This is a genomic window from Streptomyces sp. NPDC048192 (assembly GCF_043202415.1).
In the GTDB taxonomy this organism is placed as follows: domain Bacteria; phylum Actinomycetota; class Actinomycetes; order Streptomycetales; family Streptomycetaceae; genus Streptomyces.
On the sequence record NZ_JBIDAL010000021.1, the window covers coordinates 60,573 to 77,373 of the forward strand.

Below are 16,801 nucleotides of genomic sequence, written 5' to 3' on the forward strand. Positions count from 1 at the left end.
GATGCAAGCCCTGACCCTTGCCGTGACTCCCCAGGCGAAGGCGGCCCGCGGGGACCGGCCCTGCGTCCACGCCGTCATGCTGCCCGGCCCCCTCGAGCGGGACGACGCGGCCGGGCTCGCCGCGGCCGCGGCGATCTGCGCGGTCGTCCTGGCCCGGTACGCAGGCGCCGAGGACTTCGTCCTCCCCGTGCTTCCCGAGGGCCCCGGCGGACGGACCACACGGATACCCTTCGACCTCGCCGGACGGCCCTCGTACCGCACGCTGCTCGCGGACGTCCGAGCCGTCCTGCGCTCGCCAGGCACTCCCTTCGAGCATGCGGACGCCGACAGCGCAGGCCGGGCGGAGGGCCTGCTGCGTGTGCGGGTGATCGGGTGCCGGCCAGGGCAGCTCGACACCGCGGCGGAGGAAGGCTGCCTCACCCTCGCCGTCGACGTTTTCGGGCCCGAGGGCGGCGCATGGCTTGTGGTGCCGCCCGGGACCCTGTCAGCCGACGCCGCCGAGCGGCTGTGCGGCCACCTTCGTGTACTGGGCGCGGCGGCGGCCGCCGATCCGGACCTTCCCGTGACAGGGCTGCCTCTGCTGACGCCCGCCGAGGAACAGCTGATGCTGGTGGAGTGGAACCGTACAGCCGCCGATCTGCCGCACGACCGGTGCCTGCACGAACACTTCCAGGACCGGGCGGCCGCGCAGCCCGACGCCGTGGCCGTGTGGGAGGGCGGCGAGGCCACCACCTTCGCCGAGGTCAACGCCCGGGCCAATCGCCTCGCCCGCCACCTGGCCGGGCTGGGCGTGGCTCCCGGGTCGGTCGTCGGGGTGGCCCTGCCACGCTCCGCCGACCTGCTCGTCGCCCTGCTGGCGGTGCTGAAGGCGGGCGGCTGTTATCTGCCGATGGATCCCGCCTACCCGGCCGAGCGGCTGGCCTTCCTGCGCCGCGACGGCGCCTGCGATGCCGTCCTGGCGACACCGGCCACGGCGACGGCCCTGCCCGAGGGACCCGGTCGGCTGCTGATCCTCCCCCCGCCCCCGGACGACCCGTGGCAGGACGCGGCAGCCGACACGGTCGACCCGGACGAGGCGGCTCGCGCCGCCCGCCGCGACCTGCCGGCGAGGGCACGCCCGGACGACCTCTGCTACGTCATCCACACCTCCGGTTCCACCGGAGAGCCCAAGGGCATCGAGCTGCGCCACCGGGGCGTCGTCAACAATCTCACCGACCTCAACGGGCGCTTCGGCATCGGACCGGGTGACGCGGTCCTCGCGCTGTCGTCACCCGGCTTCGACATGTCGGTGTACGAATTCCTCGGCATCACGGTCGCCGGCGGCACCGTCGTCGTACCGGACCCCGGGGGGCTCCAGCGCCCGACACACTGGGCGGACCTCGTCCAGGCGCACCACGTCACCGTGTGGAACTCCGCCCCCGCCCTGCTGGAGCTGTTCGTGGAGCACGCCGAGCGCGGCGGCCTGGAGCTTCCGGATCTGAAGGTGGCGATGCTGGGCGGCGACTGGATCGGTGTGACCCTGCCCGGACGGCTGCGGGCGATCGCCCCGAACGTGCGGGTGGCCGCCCTCGGCGGGGCCACCGAGTCCTCCATCCACTCCACGCTCTACGAAGTGCCCGCCACGGGCGGACCCGACTGGCCCAGCGTGCCCTATGGCCGGCCCCTGGCCAATCAGCGGCTCTACATCCTCGACCCCGAGGGCGCACCCGTCCCCATCGGCGTGCCGGGCGAACTGCACCTGGCCGGTGCGGGCCTGGCCCGCGGCTACGCGGGCCGCCCCGACCTGACCGCCGAGCGATTCCGCTCCTGGCGGCATCCGGCGGTGGGGGAGGACCGCCTCTACCGCACGGGCGACCTCGCCCGCTACCACCCCGACGGTCTGGTGGAACTCCTGGGCAGACTCGACTTCCAGGTCAAGATCAGCGGAGTGCGTGTCGAGCTGGGAGAGATCGAGCACCACATGCGCGCCGTCCCCGGCGTCCGGCAGGCCGTCGCCGTGGCGACCGCCGGCCCCGGAGAGCGCCGACTCGTCGGATACGTCGTGCCGCACCCGACCGCGGTGGTGGACTCCTCGGCGGTGCGCACGCATTTGGCGGCGCGGCTGCCGGCGCCGATGGTGCCCGGCGTTGTCGTCGTCACCAACGAGCTGCCTCTGAGCCCCAACGGCAAGGTCGACCGGCGGCGGCTGACGCACACTCAGGAAGTCGAGTCCGACCCGCCGAGGGCGGGGGACAGGTACCGCGACCCCGAGGAGGAACGGGTGGCACAGGTGTGGGCACGGATCCTGGAGGTGCCGTCGCCCGGCCCCGACGCGGACTTCTTCGCCATGGGCGGCGACTCCTTCCGGGCCATACGGGCCATGAGCGCCCTGGCCCCCACCCTGTCGCCCGCGGAACTGTTCAAGCACCGCACCGTCGAGGCGCTGGCAGCCAGGCTGCGGGCGCTGCGACAACCGTGCACCATCGATGAAGCCGACGCCCCGGGGAACCCGGTACCCCCGGGGTCGACGGGGCACGCCCGCTGACGGGCGGAGCGACAGGGGAGAGGAGACGACGGGTGGACGCCCAGGTGAGCGCACGGCCGACCGGTTACCGGCAGGTCATGACGGCGCCAGGCTGGCGGCCCTGGGCCGTGACCACTCTGCTGTGCCGGGTGCCGGACGCCATGGCACCGCTCGCGCTGGTCCTGCTGGGTCATCAAGCCGGTTCCTTCGCGATCGGTGGCCTCGCCTCCGGCGCCCACGCGATCACCGAGGCGGTACTGGCTCCCTGGCTGGGCGCCCTCGCCGACCGCTGGCCGGGCCACCGCTGTCTTCGGGTGGCCCTGACCGTCCGCGCAGTCGTGTACGCCCTGCTCGCGGCTACCGCCACCGCCCTGCCCGCCGCGGCACTCGTCGTGCTGGCCGGCGTGGCCGGCGGTGTCGGGGCCGGGACGCCAGGACAGCTACGGGCGCTGCTCGCCCGCAGCATGCCGCGGCCCCTGCTGCATCAGGCGATGAGTCTGGACACCACGCTGCTGGAACTGGCGTGGACGGTGGCCCCCGCAGCGGTGGCCGGCCTGGTCGCCCTGGGCGATCCACGCCTCGCGGTCACTGCCATGGCATTACTCGCCGCCGCCTCGGCCCTGACCTCCGTACGCCTGCACACCGCACCCACCCATGCGCACACCGACCGGACCACGCAGCGGTCTTCGCACCGCACACTGTTACGCGCCGCCGCGCCCTCCCTCGCCCTGGGGATTGTCGGAGGGTTCGCCGGTGGCTGCCTGGACACAGGGGTACCACCGTCCCTGGACACCGTGGGGTCCCCCGCATCCCTGGCGGGAGTGCTCTTCACCGGCTACTCGATCACCAGTGTGCTGGGTGGTCTGATGTACGGACTGCGCAGCTGGCCGGGGCGCATCCACCGTCAGGCGGCCCTGTTCCTGGCGTTGCTATGTGCGGCCCTGCTGCCCTCCGCGCTCGTGCCCAGCCTGCCCGTGATCGCGATCAGCGTGATCGCGGCCGGGCTGTTCGCCGCGCCCCAGATCACCGCGCGGGCGCTCACCCTTCAGCGCGACCTTCCCGAGTCGGCGTGGAGCGCGGGCTTCTCCTCCCTCTACGCGGCCAACGGCGCCGGTTACGGTCTGGCCGGCTTCGCGGTCGCCGCCATGCTCCCGCTCGGCGTGCACATCGCCTACGCCGCCCCCCTGCTGGCCTGCCTGGCCATCGCCCTCCTGGCCGTCGTGCCCTCGGGCCCGAGGCCCGACTCCCGCGGACCGGACGGGAAGTGACCGGACGGCAGGGCTCGGCAACGCAGCCCCGCCGCATGGTCCTCCGTCGTCGTCCACGACGACTCGCCGGTCCCCGCGGTCCCGACGGCCGCGGCCGGTCGCCGAAGGCGCGGTCGCCGTTGCGAGCCCGCCGACAGCGCTTGAGCTGCCGCTGTCGTACGGCCGGCCCTCCGCCGGGAGGTACCCGGCCTCCAGATCGTCGGCGCGTGCGCGCAGCTCACCCGGACTGCTCATGAACGATCGCTCCGTCTTCTCCCCATCCGTGCAGAGCAAGTGGCATGCCCGACCTCTGGGCGAACTGTCGCAGTTCGAGCGGTTCAGGGCCGGCGCACGGTGCCGCCCGACCCATCGCATGCCGGCCGCCCAACGCCCGAGCGAGCCCTCGACGGCAACACACGGGTACTGTCCGGCGGGCTGCCGGGGCGACCATGCCGTCCACAGGGAGCACGGCGTCCTTGCGGAACCGCTTGCGCGGCCGGAGGGCGAGCAGGGGGCCGAGATGCCCGATGATGCGATCGGCCACGGCTTTTGAGATCCCGAGAAGTGGTGGGGGGCTGCAGTGTCAGGTTCGTGCGCAAGTACGCGGCGGCCGACAGAACCCGGTCCTCGTACGGCAGTCCCCGGGGCAGGCCCTCAAGGACCGGGTCCGCGCCCTCACCATGGGGCACGGCTGAGAGAGAGTTCGGGGCCGCGATACCCTCGGACGATGTCGAATCGGGCGGTAGCAGCTGGAGTAGGTCTCGCGCGGGTGATGGCGCACTGCGGGGACAGCCCATCAGCAGCCGTGCACTATCTGGCGGGCGCCATCGCCTCCGCGCCTGACAACCCCGAGCCCTATGCGGTTCTTGCCGAGTTGTGGAGGGACAACCCGTCGGAGCTGGCCGAGGTCGTACAGGGTGCCAACTCCTTGAGGACGGTACTGGCGCAGTCGTACATCAGCTTCCTTCAGGGCGAGATGGACGGCGCGGCGCTGGCGATCGGATCGGTGACGGGTGTGCGACCCGACATTGCCTGGGCCAAAGCTCCCTGGTTCAGCGATGAACGATTTCTCGGTGTGGTGAATGCCGATGCGCTGGCCGAGGCCGCGATGCGGACGATGGACTATGGCCATGATCTGGACACCGAGAGCATGCGGGAACGTTTTCGGCCCTGGTTCGAAGCCGTCGACGCGGTCTCTGCCCGCCAGCCGTTGCCGGAGGCGTTGGCCAAGATGGCGATCTTGCTGCGGGCATGCGGTCTCACCGATACGTCGTTTGCCCTCTGCGATCAGGCAGACTCCGTCGAACGGATCATGCTGACGGAGGTGGTCCGAGCGGGCACGTGGCGCAAGCTGGGTGATCTTCAGCAGACCGTGGCTGCGTTCGAGCGCGCTCTTGCCCTGGAACCGGCCAACTGGTCGCTCTACCTGGACCTGGCCGATGTGCGTGCTGAGCAGGGCGACTTCGCCTCTGCGGTCCGGCTGATCGATCAGGGGATGAGGTACGAGCCGACTGAGCTCTCACTTCGCGCCGCCGGGGCTGCCTACCGTGCACGGCTGACGGGCTCGCGTGTCGATCTGAGCGAACTCATCGAACTGGCGCCGAATCTGCCGAACGACTCGTACCGGGACCTGCTGATTGATCACGCATGTGCCGGCCCGGCGCTGCCTGAGGAACTCGCGGCTGCGGCCCGGCGCTTCCGGAACAGCTGAGGCTCCGCTCCGCCACGAGCAGCAACTCCGCAGCAAGTGCCCAGCAGGGCGACCGGAGCCTGAGTTGCGGCGCGACTGCCACTGCAGGGCTACGGCATCCACGCCCTTATCCATCGCCCAGTGGATCACCGCCCGTGATCGCCGGGGCAGGGCTTCGTAGTCCCGCGCCAGGCGGCGATGCGGCATCAACCAGCCGAAGGTCCGCTCGATCACCCACCGCTTCGGTAGCGGCTCGAACCCCTCCTCCCGTGGTCGCTGCAACCCTGACGGGTCTCGGCGGCGTTTGTCGAGGTCATCACGCTCTGCGCGTCCACCAGGGCCGCGGTCGGCTGGAAGCTGCGGCCGTGGGCTCGGCGGCCCTTGTCGCGTTACAGATCGTGGACCTGCTGAGTGGTGCCGTCGGCTTCCCGCTCGGCGTAGCAGTCGTAGACGCAGTGAAGACCGGCTTGATCAAGGCTCAGCGGGCATCGGACACGTCACTGCAGTACGGACGACGAACACTCACGCACCGTGCAACGATCAACAACGCCACACGTCAAGAAATCATCCCAGAACAGCAACTATCCAGATCAGAAGCGCTCTATATTCCACTGCGGACTTCGTGATCTAGCTAGGCGTCGAGGTAGTGGTAATCCCCATCCGGGAGGCCGATCACCAGGCCGCCGTTGTGGACCCTCCACTCGGTCATGCCGTCGACGTCGTGGCTGACCAGAAACAGCCCCCGGGGCCTCTCGTCGTACTCGTCATCCTGGTAGGAGGCGGAGATCTGGGCGATCTGACGCAACCTCTCCTCGAACCAGCCGAGGGACACCGCGCGGATGTCGCCACCGTAGAAGGCCCACCTGACGTCGTTGTACTGCCGAGCGGGGAAGGCCCAGCCCCCGCTGTAGGTGCGCTCCGGATCGTCGGCTTCCACGATCTCCTTGATTTGGGCCAGTTGTCCGTCGTCACACTGCAGCCAGCCCCTGACCGAGACCATGGTTCCCACGGCGGTTGCTCCTCATTCGTGTGGCGCGCTGCCCTGGCGCACGGTTCCTGCGCGCTTGCACGCTAGGGGTGACCTGCTCGGTCGCGCAAAGGGATTGACAGGTGGATCCGCCTCGAGCGAGAGCGCGCCATCCCCATCCGGTCGGCCCTCGCGATTTTGCGTTGGACCCGGGTAAGTATGAGAACGGCCAACGCCTGATCATCAGGGGTTGTGTGGCCTTCCGAAGATCGTGTGATGACCGCGGGCCAGAACATCTATGCGGCCCGCTGGCAGGCGATGTTCGAGCAGGCCATGGCCCGCATCGCGGCTGGTTTCGCCGAGTGGAACCGCAGGCGACGGTACGGGCATCCTTGGACCGCTGTCCGGCGTGGAAGGCAAGAACTGCCGGCAGTCGGCCGAAGAGGCTGGCCATGCCCGCCCCGGCGTGATGCAGAGGCTGCTGCGAAGCGTACGCTGGGATGCCGACGGGGTGCGCGACGAGGTCCGCTCCTACGTGCTGGACCACCTCGGCGGGGACGGCGTGTTGATCGTGGACGAGACAGGGTTTCCGAAGTCCCGGGGCAGTGAGGCGGCCACGGTGGCGGCCTGGACCACCGTGCGGTTCTCGAAGAGCCGCACCTTGGTGGTGCAGGCGACTGCGAGGACGTAGCCGATTCCACGTGCCTCAAGGGCGGACCGAAGGCGCGGGTCGTGGCCGTAGACCTACGCCTGGCACCGGCAGAGCGCCGGCGCCGGAGCGAAGCGCCCGCGCTGCTACGAATGGGTGTGGGCGCAGACCGGAGCCGACAAGAACCGGTTTCTGCTGATCCGCCGCAACCCCGCAACCGGCGAACGTGCCTTTTACCGGTGCTGGTCACCGGGTCAGGTGGCCCTGGCCGCGCTGGTTCGCGTTGCCGGGAGCAGGTGGTGCATCGAAGCGTGCTTCCAAGCCGCAAAAGGCCAGGTCTGCTGGACCAGTACCAGGTCCGCCACTGGACCTCCGGGCACCGCCCCATCACCCTTGCCATGTTCGCGCTGACCTTCCTCACCGCCGTTGCCGCCAGCGCGAAGCCGGACCGGAGCACCGACCCGAACCCCCCAGTCCGCAGCTGCGACCCGATCGACTTGACCGTCCCGGAGATCCGCCGCCTCACCGGCACGCTCTTCAGACCACCGGCCACACCGCCGCACCACCTTCTGGCCTGGTCAATCCGGCGCATGCTCCACCAGGCACAGCCAGACGCTCCCGCTACCGACGGCGGCTCACCAGCCAGTCGGACACTTGGATCGCGAAGTCACACTGGAGTACCAAGAGCCCTTTGTCCACGCCCAGGCCGTGAGTCGCCACTCCGTGCCGGCCCTGCGAAGCGCCACCGTGAAGACCGAGCCGGTCTGGGTGACCTGTCTGCCCCACAGGTCGAATGTCATGGTCGCGGGAACAACGACATAGGCATGATCACCGGAGATATCGACATGCCATGGCTTACCGAGGGTGATGAATCTGCATCGGGTCGGCGCATGCCGCGGCCATCGCCTTCGCGTCACCGCGGTTGAAGGCATCGGCGTATTGCACCACCGCCGCCATGGGATCGTTCGACACCACAGGTCTCCTCTTCACGCGCCCTCGAAGCGTCCTTCTCATGGAATCTCATTCATCCTCACTGGAAGTTGGGATCATTGCCCGCTACGCCGTACTGAACGCCTCGTGTCCAGCTTCGTTCACGCCGCATCAAACACTCTCGAGAAGGTAGGGACGCCCACGGCTGCCGGGCTGTGTGCCGTGTACCACCGACCGTTGTGGTGATCGGGTTCCTCTGTCCGGGTGGCGCCAGGGTGCGTCTGCCTCGGATACGGGGACAAGGTCTGGTAGGAGGGCCGCGCGGCGGGCGCGGCCTCTGGCGGAGGGTGTCGGCGGCTGATGCGTTCCAGGACGACGGCGATAGCAATGGGATGTGCGGCCCTCCTGCTCGCGGGCACGGCTGAGGTCAAGGCGCGTGCCGACGCGCACGAGCCCCTGGAACGGGCTCCGAGGCTGAAGATGGTCAGTCTTGGCGATTCCTATTCGGCGGGGTACACCCGCCTGGCCGGAGAGCCTGCGGAGCCGGACGCGCCTGGCAAATCGGGGTGTGAGCAGACGCTGGGCTCGTATCCGTACGTGGTGAAGAGGCAACTGGCTTCACGTCTGGCCACTGCCGTGAACGTCACCTGCGGGGGAGCTACCACCGACGACGTCCGCCACACGCCGCAGACGCCGACGGGCCACGCCCGACTCGACAGGTTCGCAACGCCCCACAGCGACCCGCTGGCGCCCTTCCCGGCGCGCCCGGCGCAGATCAGGGCAGTGTCTGCCGACACCGACGTCATCACAGTCGGCATCGGCGGCAACGACTACTTCGGCCCCTTGGCGTCCTTGTGCCTGAAAGCCGACAGCACCGGCAGCCGTCCCGCGCAGTGCCAGGACAACCTCAAGAGCGGTACGTACGCCGTCCTCGGCCTGCCCGCCAACGACCCGGACCTGGACGGGCACAGGCGCGCACTGGCCGCCCACTACCAGGCGCTGCTGGGTGAACTGCACACCAGGGCGCCGCACGCGCGGATCTACACGGTTGGCTATCCGACGGTGATCCCTGAAGACGTCCGCACCTGTGCCCGCAGCTCTCAGGAGCTGTTCACCCTCAATCCAGGGGACCTCGTCTGGCTGCGCCGGATACTCGACGGTGTCAACGCGGCCATCGCGTCCGCCACGGCCCGCGCGAACCAGCAGGGCGTGCCGGCCCAGTTCGTCGACACCCAGCGGGCTACTGTCGGAAGAGACGCCTGTGCTGCACGCGATGTGAAGTGGGTGGAGGGCTACACCGAGAAGGCGGGCACGGTCGGGTCGGGCGGGTGGGGAGAGCCGGCGCTGATCCACCCCAATCGCCGCTACCACCGGTACGTCGCCGAAGAGCTCACCCGACGCATAAGGCACGACTTCCCCCGACCAGCCGGCCGCTGAAGCAGGCGGTTCGGGCCCTCGGGGGCGCTGGGTTCAGGGGGCAGTGCTGACCAACCGGGCCGCCTCACCTGGCAGCGGGATGCCGCGATCACTGCGGCCACCAGCTGGTGGATGTGCGCCTCCGTCAGCATGTACAGCATCAGGCGCGTGCAGCGCGCGCATACCGATCGTGGGATGGAGAAGCTCATCCAACGCGGCGGAACGTGCATCAGCTGTGCTGGTTACGCCCGTCAGCCAGCCCTGACCAGGGCCCGCAGCGGCGCTACGAGCGGGGGGTTTCGTACGGCGAAGTTCAACAGGGAGCCCGTCCGAGTGGAGCTGGGCTGATCTTGTGCGGGATAGCAACAGTCTTCGTAGGCGTGGTGGTTGCGGCCCCGAGGCCGTTCCTGCTCTGCCCGGGCGGGGACCGCGTGGCGGGACAGGCCGGTGTGTGCGCCCGACGGTGTCAGCCTGCACTTTTCGGCGTCGCATACCGGCCTGCGCCGAGCACTTCGGGGTGCGGGTACGGTCTGGGCATGACTGCGTGCTGGATGGTGAGGGCGTTCGTGAACGCCGAGGGGATGTACGGCAATCCCGCTCTGGTGGTGGCCGAACCGGACGGGGCTTCGGTCACCTCCGCACAACGTCAGGAACTGGCGACCCGATTGGGTGTCCCGGCCACCGTGTTCGTCCGGGACGCCGACCAGGGCCGTATCAGTATCCACAGCTCCTACGGTCAGTCGATCCGCTTCGGCGGCCATCCGCTGCTGGCCACCGTCGAGGCCCTGCACGGCATCGGCCGCGCCCCGCGGGAGCTGCTCCCCGACGCGGGGCCGGTGCCGTGCCGCAGGGACGCCGACGGCACGGTCTGGCTGACCGCGCCCGCGGCCTGGTCGAAGCCCTGGCGCCACTACCGGATGGCCGACGCGGCCGAGATCGACGCCCTGACCGGCCTGCCGGACGGCGAGGACTTCACCCAGGTGTGGGCCTGGGAGGACGAGGCGGCCGGTCGCGTGCGCGCCCGGTTGTGGGCGCCCAGGATCGGCAAGGGCGAGGACGAGGCGTGCGGCAGCGCCTCCATGCTGCTGACCCTGAAGCTGGGCCGCGCTCTGGAGGTGCTGCACGGCCGTCATCGCGCTGTCATCCGCACCCGGCCGGTGGACGACAGCCGGGTGGAGTTGGGCGGCCGATGTGCGGTGGAGCGGCCCGCGGCGCAGGTTCGCGACGCGGTGGCCGCGCTCTATGCCGACGGGTGAGGCACGAGGAGGTCGGGCGTGAGATCGGCGAGGCGCGCGGCCCCGGTCAGAGCCATGGCCAGCTCCGTCTGTCTGCGCAGCGCCCGCACCACGTCCCGCACCCCTGCCCACCCGTCGGCGGCGAGGCAGCACACGTACGGCCGGCCGACCGCCACGGCCGTGGCGCCGAGGGCGATCGCCTTGAGCACATCCGTGCCCCGGCGTATTCCGCCGTCCAGGATGACGGGACCCGGCCGTCCACCCGCGCGGCGACGGAGGGCAGCGCCTCATGTCCACACGAGACCGCGCACTTGGGGGCCATTGGGCAGCTCGTTCGGATGGTGATGGGGCCTTGGCCGAGCTTGCGTACGCTGCGCCCAGCTCGGTGCCGACGACGTTCACGGCGTCCACGTTTCCGCAGCAAGTGCCGGAGCTCACAACCGCGTTCGCTACCGAGCGGAACGTATACGGAGGCGTACGGCCGGAGTTCGCTGCGGGCACGAGTGCGCAGCTCGCCTCTGTCGACACCGCCCCGCAGTCGGACTCCGACACCTGGCGCATCGTCACCCCGCAGCACACCCTTCGCCTGTTCCCCGAGCCGTCAACTCCAGCCGCGTTGCCGTCCAATGTACGGGCGCGACGGCCGGGCGCGGGCCAGCCATGTGTCCTATGCCGATGTCCCTGAGCCCGGCAGCGCATCTGTGGCCAGACCCTGCGCCAGTGCCTGCAGGTGTCGGTTCCTCGTCGCGGGAGACCAGCAGAAGGCGAGCGTGGTGGCCGGCAGGTCGGTGACCGGTACGGCCGCGACATCGCTGGGCAGGCGGTCGACGACTGTCGATCCCACCACGGTGACGAGACGGCCGAGTGCGACACGGTCCAGGATCTCGTCGAGGCCGGCCTCGGGGCATTGGGCGCGGTAGCTCTTCAGCTCGCGAAGGTCGGCGACGACGACGCCGTCGCGACCGGCCAGGGCGTGCTCTCGGGGCACCAGCGCGACCGGCTGCTCCGCCCCGATCCTGATGGCCTGCAGGCCCCCGAGCTCTTCGCTTTCGAGGCACACCAGGGCCGCGTCCGCGATCCCGTCTCGCACCGCACCCGTGGTGTCGTGCGCGAAGACCAGCTCTGGTTCGGGCCCCTCGTACCGTCGCAGTACCTGCGGAAGGAACCCGCTGCCGGTTCCGGGGCGTACGGCGATGGCCAGGCGGGCATGGTCCGCCGACTGCCGGGTGCGCCGTACCGCGGCGTCCAGCTGGCGCAGCAGGCGCCGGCACTCATCACGGAAGGTGCGGCCTGCTTCCGTCAGCTCGACCTTCCGGCTCGTGCGGTCCATGAGCCGCACGCCCATACGCCGCTCGAGGCGAGCGACGGCACGCGAGAGCACCGGCTGGGTGATGCCGAGGTTCTCCGCTGCCCGGCCGAAGTGCAGTTCGTCGGCCAGCGCCGAGAAGTAGACGAGTTCCCGCGTCTCCAGGCGATCCATGCTTCCAGGGTATCGGCGCATGTCAGATCGGTCATCGCCAAGGCCGGCACCCATCTGGTCGACTGAACGTCGTTGGGACGCGGCCACGTCGATCCGGCCGTGCTCCTGACTTCCGGACCCCACGCGGTCTCGCGGACCGTTGAGCCATGCGGAAGGCACCGCGAGTCACGCCCTGGACGAAAAGAGCCGAATCATGAATGACGAGCGCGAGGTGCAGGAAGTGCTCGCCCGCTACGTCCGCGCCACCGACCGCCGGGACGGCAGAGCACAGGGTGCGCTGTTCACCGACGACGCGGTGGTGCAGATCCAGACCAGAACGGCTTCAGGCGCTTACGAGCCGTTCGGCGAGCCCTTGATCGGTGGCACGGCGGTGCAGTACGCGGTGGAGCACTTCATGGAGCCGCATCCCGAGGGTGGCTCCAGTCATCACATCACCTCCGACCACGTCATCGAGGTCGACGGTGACCGCGCCCACCTGAACGCCCAGTTCATCGTGTTCCGGGTGCGTGGCCGAAGCCGTCCGCAGACGGGTTGGCGGGACGATGCCGTCGGCGCCCAGGGCACCGTGGAGCCGATCGAGTCGGGCTACTACGACACCGACCTGCGCCGCATCGACGGTGAGTGGAAGATCGTACGCCACGACGTCCTGATGGACATGCCGATGGCCGTTCCGGGGGCGTGACGTGAAGGCGATGGTCTACCGCTCCTACGGCGGTCCGGAGGTACTCGAACTTGCGGAGTTGCCGCTGCCCAAGGCGCACGTCGACTCGGTCGTCGTCCGGGTGGAGGCGGCGGCGCTCAACCCGGCCGACCTCGCGTTGCAGGCCGGGGCGTTGGACGGCGCGGTCGCCACCTACTTCCCGGTGGTGCCGGGCTGGGACATCGCCGGTGTGGTGGAGAGCGCCGGCCCGGTCGCCACCGAGTTCGCCCCCGGCGACGAGGTCGTCGGTTACATCCGCGGCGACGCGCAGCACGCGCACGGCGGACTGGCCGAGGTGGTGTCCGCCGATGTGCGCACCCTGGTGCACAAGCCCCGGACCATGGGCTTCGCCGAGGCGTCCGGACTCCCGCTGGCGGGTCTGACCGCGTACCAGGCGGTGGTGCGCACCCTGCATGTGAGGCCCGGCGAGACCCTGCTGGTGCACGGCGCGGCCGGCGGTGTCGGCTCGCTCGCCGCGCAGATCGGCCGCGCGCGGCGCCCAGGTCATCGGCACGGCCTCCGAGCGCGACCATGACTATGTGCGCTCCCTCGGAGTCGGGCCGGTCGTCTACGGAGACGGCGTGGCCGCACGCGTCCTCGATCTGGTGCCCGCCGGCGTGGACGCCGTCCTGGACACGGTCGGCAAGGGCGTGGTGACCGCATCCGCTGCCGCAGCCCGGCCGCGCGCCCGCATTGCCTCGGTGGCGGACGTCGGCCTGCCGGGTGTCACCCCGGTGTTCTGCCGGCTCGACGCGGACGACCTCAGAGCGGTGGCCGACCTGGCTACGGCCGGCCGGCTCTCCGTACGGGTGGGCGCCATCTTCCCGCTGGAACGGGCCGCTGACGCACAGCGCGTGCTCGCGGCAGGCAGCACCGGCGGGAAGATCGTGGTGACCGTCGCGGACTGACCCGCCCGCTCACGCCGGGCTTGGCCGGCGAACGCTGCAGGGCCAGGGCGCCAGCCCCTCCGGGTGGCGCTGGCCCTTCGCCGCATGAGCTGGTCGCCGTGCGGGCCCTCGCAGCGCAAGGCCCGCACGGCGACGAGCGCAGTAGCGGTCGGCTGCCCGTGAGACGGTTGACCGCCTTGCGGCTGCCGTAGACCGCGATGGCGGCCCGCTCGAGCTTCTCGGTGGAGGTTGCTGCCACCAGCGCGGTGAGTTCCGTCCGGCAGGTCGCAGTCCCTGCACGTCACTCCTGGCGGGTGGGCAGCCCGGCTTCGCCGGACGTCGCGGTCGAACACTTCCAGCGGGCCGCTGCTGGCCTGGTCCAAAAGGTCACACGCGCACCGCCCACAGGGTGCCGTGGCCGTCGAGGACCACGATCGAGTCGCCGCTCGAGGCAGGCTCGCTCATGGCCGTGCTGTCGAACTGTCCTGTCCAGAGCGTACGGCCGTGCTCCACTTCGACGATCCGCACGCTGGTCCAGTGCTGGAAGACGCGTACCTGCCTTGTATCGGAGAGCAGGGCGTATTTGCTGGTGGTCTGCACTCTCTGTGCATCGGCATGCCACCGTCGCGCGCCGTCGGTGGCGGCCAGGCACACCGTTCCCGATCCCGTGGGCAGGACGAACCCACCCGCCACGCTGGTCGTGGCCCGTTCCTTCAGGTCAGCCTCTTGGTAGGTACTGCCGTAGGTCCAGGTCTGCTCACCGGTCAGTCCGTTCAGTGCGGTCGGTTTCCGGCGGGACCCCGCGGCCAGCGGAAGGAAGACCGTGGTGCCCGACACCAGCTGATCGAGCGGCTGCAAGGCACCATTGCTGAGAGTGTCCGGTTTGGTCTTCTGGAACGGGCTCCGCCACAGCACTTCACCTGTGTCCGCCTTGCGGCAGACGAGGTCGACGGGGACTGTCTTGCCGGCCTCGTAACAGAGAATGCCCTCACCAAGGGGCTGTGCCAGGCCGCCCTGCGGCTGGAAGCCGGAGCGTGTCCACAGCTTCTCGCCCGACTTGCCGAGCACCGCGGTTCCGCCGCTGCAGAGGATCAGGTCGCCGCCCAGGATCCATGTGGCGTCATAGGGGGATGATACGTCGATCGCCCATCGCTCCTGGCCGCTGCGCGGGTCGATTCCGGTCACCCGACCGTCCTCTCCACTGATCAGCAGGCCGCTGGGCCGGTGCACATCCAGCCCCATGGCGCTGTTGGAGACGGGCTGCTGCCACCGGCGCTCGCCGGTGGCAGCGTCGAAGGCGTGCAGCTGTCCGCCCTTGTGATCGGAGTCCTGGGTCAGGGCGAGTACCGTGCCGCCGATGACCGTGAAGCGTGCTTCCCGGGCCCAGGCGGCGTTGAGGGACGCCTTCCACAGACGCTTACCGGTGGCCAGGTCGAAGGTGTGGAGCGCGGCGGTCGCCTTGTAGTAGTGGCCAGTGGCCACATGACAGCGGCCGTCGGCCAGGGCGACGTCCGGACCGCCGGAGTTGATCACGTCGACGTCTGGGATTTTCTGTGACCAGGCGACCGGGTCCCGCTTGGGGCCGCCGGCCAGGTACATCGCCGCAGCCCCTCCGGCGACCGCGACCGCGGTGACGCCTGCACCGCCCAGGATCAGGCTGCGTCGGCTCATGCCTGTTTCACCGGACGGCGCGGCAGGCGCCTGAGCCGTAGACGCCGCCGCGAGATCGTCGGTCACGGAGGCGGCAGAAGGCGGTGTACTCGTCCCATGCTCCGCCCGGTCGGCGGCGGTGGGGGTGTAGCCGACCGCGGGTATGTCGTGCCGCACACCACCGAGGCGCCGCAGCTCGTCGGCGAGCACGGCGGCGGATTCGTATCGCTCGCGAGGGTCCTTGGCCAGTAGCCGGCCGACCAGGTGGTCCCACGAAGCGGAGACGCCGGGCACGAGGCTGCTCGGTGCGGGGGGCGGATCGTGAAGGTGCGCCGTGACATACCCGAGGGTGTCCGGGGCGTCGAACGGCAGCCGCCCGGTGAGCAGTTCGAACAGCACGCACCCGAGGGAGTACAGGTCGCTGGGCTGTTCCGGGCGCCCGCGTGCCTGCTCCGGTGCCATGTACGCGGCCGTGCCCACCATGAACCCGGTGTGGGTCAGGCGGTCGCCGGTAGCCGAGGGGTCGGCGGCGCGGGCGATCCCGAAGTCGAGCACCTTCAGGCTGCCCGAGGCCGCGACGAACAGGTTGGCGGGTTTGATGTCGCGGTGGAGGATTCCGGCGGCATGCGCCTCACTCAGTGCATCGCACACCTGCACCCCCCACCGCGCCACCTGCTCCTCGCCGACAGGCCCGCGCCGGACAACGGCGTCCAGGCCCTCGCCCCTGAGCAGTTCCATCACGAGGAACGGCGTCGTGCCCTGATCGGTGGTCGCCTCACCAAGGTCGTGGACGGTCACGATATGGGGATGCTGAAGCGCGGCGGTGATGCGCGCTTCCCGCAGAAACCGGGCGCGTGCCTCGTCGGCCCGACTGCCGCCACCCGCGAGGGTCGATATCACCTTGACCGCGACCGGCCGCCGTAGACGGGTGTCCTGCGCCTCCCACACCTCCCCCATCCCGCCGCGCCCCAGCGGGCGCACCAGGCGGTAGCGGCCAGCGAGTATCAGATCCCGGTCGTCCACAGCCTCAAGTCTCCCGGCAGTAAGGGGTTTTCACTCGGCCGCGTCGATCGTAGACCGCGCCCCCTCGATGACACAGGACCCGGGATGGAGCACCCCCCTCACCGGCAGGGTGCAGCCCGTTACCCGGTGCCTGCTCGACAGCAGGAAGCGTCTCGCGTACCTCGGCGGAGGTGAGGAGGACGTTGCCGCACCAGCCCGGCAGGAGTACGGCCCGGGCGGGGCCGATGGCAGGACCAAGCCACCCGCGCCGGTGCGCCCAGGCGCTCTCGTGGGCCCGGCAGATCCCGGCGTTTGGGCTGGAGGTCCTCGGGGGCGCCACTGGCGATCGGGGCCAGCCCGCTCTGGTGCAGCCGGCGTACCGGCCGCGGGGCCCCGATGCCGTTCAAGTCCTCACGGAGCGGGGTGTGAGGCATGTACCGCTCGT

General features: G+C 70.3%; 14 protein-coding genes and 3 pseudogenes. 10 read left to right on the forward strand and 7 right to left on the reverse strand.

What is annotated here, in order from left to right; translation table 11 throughout:
• The first annotated feature begins 1 nt into the window (after position 1).
• Positions 2-2,524, forward strand: a complete 2,523-nt coding sequence (locus ACGFZN_RS34615) for an amino acid adenylation domain-containing protein (protein WP_393862428.1) — start codon at positions 2-4, stop codon at positions 2,522-2,524.
• Between the two features lie 32 nt (positions 2,525-2,556).
• Positions 2,557-3,771 (forward strand): MFS transporter, encoded by a 1,215-nt coding sequence (locus ACGFZN_RS34620; protein ID WP_393862429.1) that lies wholly within the window; start codon positions 2,557-2,559, stop codon positions 3,769-3,771.
• 400 nt (positions 3,772-4,171) lie between these two features.
• Here ACGFZN_RS34620 and ACGFZN_RS34625 read toward each other — a convergent pair.
• Positions 4,172-4,427 (reverse strand): annotated as a pseudogene (locus tag ACGFZN_RS34625) (transposase family protein); the annotation flags it as partial.
• A gap of 128 nt (positions 4,428-4,555) precedes the next feature.
• On the opposite strand from ACGFZN_RS34625, the gene ACGFZN_RS34630 reads away from it, so the two are divergent.
• Positions 4,556-5,461, forward strand: a complete 906-nt coding sequence (locus ACGFZN_RS34630) for a tetratricopeptide repeat protein (protein ID WP_393862430.1) — start codon at positions 4,556-4,558, stop codon at positions 5,459-5,461.
• A gap of 111 nt (positions 5,462-5,572) precedes the next feature.
• On the opposite strand, the pseudogene ACGFZN_RS34635 reads toward ACGFZN_RS34630, so the two are convergent.
• A pseudogene (locus ACGFZN_RS34635) lies at positions 5,573-5,719 on the reverse strand (transposase); the annotation flags it as partial.
• Here ACGFZN_RS34635 and ACGFZN_RS34640 point away from each other — a divergent pair.
• Positions 5,710-6,066: a hypothetical protein gene (locus tag ACGFZN_RS34640; RefSeq protein ID WP_393862431.1), complete on the forward strand. Its 357-nt coding sequence runs from the start codon at positions 5,710-5,712 to the stop codon at positions 6,064-6,066. The pseudogene ACGFZN_RS34635 and the gene ACGFZN_RS34640 sit on opposite strands and share 10 nt — an antisense overlap.
• A gap of 5 nt (positions 6,067-6,071) precedes the next feature.
• On the opposite strand, the gene ACGFZN_RS34645 is transcribed toward ACGFZN_RS34640, so the two are convergent.
• A complete protein-coding gene (locus tag ACGFZN_RS34645; protein ID WP_393862502.1) occupies positions 6,072-6,440 on the reverse strand; it encodes a hypothetical protein in 369 nt (122 codons plus the stop codon).
• A gap of 265 nt (positions 6,441-6,705) precedes the next feature.
• Here ACGFZN_RS34645 and ACGFZN_RS34650 point away from each other — a divergent pair, with 265 nt between their 5' ends.
• The 3 genes from ACGFZN_RS34650 (at position 6,706) to ACGFZN_RS34660 (ending at position 10,658) form a co-directional block, all read left to right on the forward strand.
• On the forward strand, positions 6,706-7,098 hold the full coding sequence (locus ACGFZN_RS34650) for a transposase (RefSeq protein WP_393862432.1): 393 nt from the start codon (positions 6,706-6,708) through the stop codon (positions 7,096-7,098).
• Between the two features lie 1,248 nt (positions 7,099-8,346).
• On the forward strand, positions 8,347-9,423 hold the full coding sequence (locus ACGFZN_RS34655) for an SGNH/GDSL hydrolase family protein (protein WP_393862433.1): 1,077 nt from the start codon (positions 8,347-8,349) through the stop codon (positions 9,421-9,423).
• A 515-nt stretch (positions 9,424-9,938) separates the two neighbouring features.
• Complete coding sequence (locus ACGFZN_RS34660) at positions 9,939-10,658, forward strand: PhzF family phenazine biosynthesis protein (RefSeq protein WP_393862434.1); 720 nt, start codon at positions 9,939-9,941, stop codon at positions 10,656-10,658.
• On the opposite strand, the gene ACGFZN_RS34665 is transcribed toward ACGFZN_RS34660, so the two are convergent.
• Positions 10,643-10,879, reverse strand: a complete 237-nt coding sequence (locus tag ACGFZN_RS34665) for an alpha-hydroxy-acid oxidizing protein (protein WP_393862503.1) — start codon at positions 10,877-10,879, stop codon at positions 10,643-10,645. The genes ACGFZN_RS34660 and ACGFZN_RS34665 overlap by 16 nt on opposite strands.
• 425 nt (positions 10,880-11,304) lie before the next feature.
• On the reverse strand, positions 11,305-12,117 hold the full coding sequence (locus tag ACGFZN_RS34670) for a LysR family transcriptional regulator (protein ID WP_393862435.1): 813 nt from the start codon (positions 12,115-12,117) through the stop codon (positions 11,305-11,307).
• Between the two features lie 193 nt (positions 12,118-12,310).
• On the opposite strand from ACGFZN_RS34670, the gene ACGFZN_RS34675 reads away from it, so the two are divergent.
• Genes ACGFZN_RS34675 through ACGFZN_RS34685 form a run of 3 tightly spaced genes read left to right on the forward strand, consistent with a single transcriptional unit; the run spans position 12,311 to position 13,725 of the window.
• Positions 12,311-12,799: a nuclear transport factor 2 family protein gene (locus ACGFZN_RS34675; RefSeq protein WP_393862436.1), complete on the forward strand. Its 489-nt coding sequence runs from the start codon at positions 12,311-12,313 to the stop codon at positions 12,797-12,799.
• A gap of 10 nt (positions 12,800-12,809) precedes the next feature.
• Complete coding sequence (locus ACGFZN_RS34680) at positions 12,810-13,352, forward strand: alcohol dehydrogenase catalytic domain-containing protein (RefSeq protein ID WP_393862504.1); 543 nt, start codon at positions 12,810-12,812, stop codon at positions 13,350-13,352.
• Between the two features lie 4 nt (positions 13,353-13,356).
• Positions 13,357-13,725, forward strand: coding sequence for a zinc-binding dehydrogenase (locus ACGFZN_RS34685; protein ID WP_393862437.1), 369 nt, complete (start codon positions 13,357-13,359; stop codon positions 13,723-13,725).
• A 148-nt stretch (positions 13,726-13,873) separates the two neighbouring features.
• Here the strand turns inward: ACGFZN_RS34685 and ACGFZN_RS34690 are convergent.
• Both ACGFZN_RS34690 and ACGFZN_RS34695 read right to left on the reverse strand, forming a co-directional pair.
• A pseudogene (locus ACGFZN_RS34690) lies at positions 13,874-13,969 on the reverse strand (hypothetical protein); the annotation flags it as partial.
• A 122-nt stretch (positions 13,970-14,091) separates the two neighbouring features.
• Positions 14,092-16,377 carry a PQQ-binding-like beta-propeller repeat protein gene (locus ACGFZN_RS34695; protein WP_393862438.1) on the reverse strand — a complete coding sequence of 762 codons (2,286 nt, stop codon included), beginning with the start codon at positions 16,375-16,377 and terminating at the stop codon, positions 14,092-14,094.
• Between the last annotated feature and the right edge of the window lie 424 nt (positions 16,378-16,801).